General features: G+C 63.4%; 3 protein-coding genes and 1 pseudogene. 1 reads left to right on the top strand and 3 read right to left on the bottom strand.

Features of this window, described 5'->3' with window-relative positions:
- The 3 genes from DUPY_RS23650 to DUPY_RS23640 form a co-directional block, all read right to left on the bottom strand.
- Window positions 1-835: ExeA family protein (locus DUPY_RS23650; RefSeq protein ID WP_167359105.1), on the bottom strand; the 835-nt coding region annotated here is incomplete at its 3' end.
- Between the two features lie 36 nt (window positions 836-871).
- Window positions 872-1,396, bottom strand: a complete 525-nt coding sequence (locus tag DUPY_RS23645; RefSeq protein ID WP_070251609.1) for a hypothetical protein — start codon at window positions 1,394-1,396, stop codon at window positions 872-874.
- Between the two features lie 4 nt (window positions 1,397-1,400).
- Window positions 1,401-1,544: a hypothetical protein gene (locus DUPY_RS23640; protein WP_229255481.1), complete on the bottom strand. Its 144-nt coding sequence runs from the start codon at window positions 1,542-1,544 to the stop codon at window positions 1,401-1,403.
- A gap of 171 nt (window positions 1,545-1,715) precedes the next feature.
- Here DUPY_RS23640 and DUPY_RS23635 point away from each other — a divergent pair.
- Window positions 1,716-1,949 (top strand): annotated as a pseudogene (locus DUPY_RS23635) (BadF/BadG/BcrA/BcrD ATPase family protein); the annotation flags it as partial.

Genomic DNA, 1,949 nt, shown 5'->3' with positions numbered 1-1,949 from the left:
ATCCGACGTTATCGGCGCCGGCAAACACTTCCGCCGCCGCCCGCCGCAAGATGGTGCGCGACACCTGCGGCTGGCTTTCCACGTACGCCCCCAGCAGCGCGCGGTCGCACAGCAAATTGATACGGCGCGGCACGCCCTTGGTCAGGCTGTGAACCAGCCCCATCAGGCGGCGTGGAAACGGTGCAATCGCCGCCGCCCCGGCCACCGCCAGGCGGTGCTCGATATACGCCGAGGTCTCGGCCTCCGACAGCGAGCCGAGGTGATAGCGGGCAATCACGCGCTGCGCCAGTTGTTCCAGTTCGGGCCGGGCCAGCATGGTGCGCAGTTCGGGCTGGCCGATCAGGATGATTTGCAGCAGCTTGCGCTCGCTGGTTTCCAGGTTGGTCAGCAGGCGCAGTTGTTCCAGCACCTCGGCCGACAGGTTTTGCGCTTCGTCGATGATCAGGACATTGTTCTTGGCCTGGGCGTGGCTGGTCAGCAAGTAGGCGTTGATCGCATCGACATAACCCTTGACGCTGACCGCGCCGCCCCCCTGCGGCGGCAAATCGACACCGAACTCATCGCAGATGGTCAGCAGCAATTCCTCGACCGTGAGCTTGGGATTGAAGATATAGCCGAGCTTGCAGTTGTCGGGGATCTGCTCCATGAAACAGCGGCAGACCGTGGTCTTGCCGGCGCCGATCTCCCCCGTGAGCAGCACGAAGCCGCCGCCGCTGCCGATGCCATAGAGCAGGTGCGCCAGCGCCTCGCGGTGGCGTTCGCTCATGAACAGGTAGCGCGGGTCGGGCGCGATGGAGAACGGCGATTGTTTCAGGTTGAAGTATTGCGTGTACATGAAAACCTTGAGAGTGCGCGTGCCGTATTCTAGCCCCTACTTGGGGCGTGAGCGCACCGGCGGTGGTTGCACCGGCGGCAGGGGCTTGTATTTGGCGCAGTAGATTTTCGATTTGGTATCGAAATAGACGATGCGGCTGGCCGGCTTGGCCTCGCGCACCGGGAAGGCCGACGTGTCGATACGGATATGGTGCACGCCCACCTGGGTGATGATGGCCTGCTGCAGTTCCTCGGGCGTGGCCTCGGCCACGGCGCCCACGAAAATATAGGTGCTGGTGTCGTCGCTGACCATCACCTCGGAAATCTCGCGGCCCCACAGCGACGCGCCGTCGGTGCGGAACCAGTACGCGCCGCCCTCGTGCTTGTAGGCCGGACCGAAATGCTTGAGCAGGTAATCGTAGTAATAAAAATTGGCGGTCTGGTCGCGGCACAGCAGGCCGTTGCCGATGATGGTGCCGAACGTGGTGGGCACGTTTTGCGCCCGCGCCGGCGCGGTGGCCAGCGCCAAAGTCACAGCAATCGCCAGCGCGCCGCGCTGCAACGAGAAAGAAAGAAACGCCACCGGCTCAGGTCTTCGACAACCAGGCGCGGTTGGCGCTGATGCGCGCCTTGGCGGTGGCCGGCAAGGCGTCGTAGCAGCCGGGGTATTGCTTTAACGCGGCTTCGCGAATTTCTTTCTGCAAGCCGTTAATCAGAAAAATATACAGCACCCCACCGTCCTTGGTATTTTTGGTTCCCAGGTATCTGATCATATGTGGTCCCTTTCCATGCGTCTTTATTATGACATTATCGGCGCGGCGCGCGGCAAATTGAATCGCCTACAGTTCAAACCGGGCCAAACTCCTTTTGACAGTGTGCTTTACCTCCCACTATAGTGCCGCATGATCGAATTTCTCCTCGGCGTGGACGGCGGCGGCAGCGGCACCCGCGCCATCCTGGCCCCCGCGCCTTCCTGCCAAACAGGCCTACCCGGCCTACCCGGCCTACCTGCCCTGCTCGGCACCGGCGCCGCCGGTCCCTCCGGCCTGGCGCACGGCATCGCCAGCGCCTGGACCGCTGTCGAGCAAGCCATCGCGGCCGCCTTTGCCGCTGCCGGCCTGCCGGTGGCCCCGCGC

Source organism: Duganella phyllosphaerae (assembly GCF_001758785.1).
Lineage (GTDB): Bacteria > Pseudomonadota > Gammaproteobacteria > Burkholderiales > Burkholderiaceae_D > Rugamonas > Rugamonas phyllosphaerae.
Note: the sequence above shows the minus strand (reverse complement) of the source record. Positions and strands in the feature narration are given on the sequence as shown.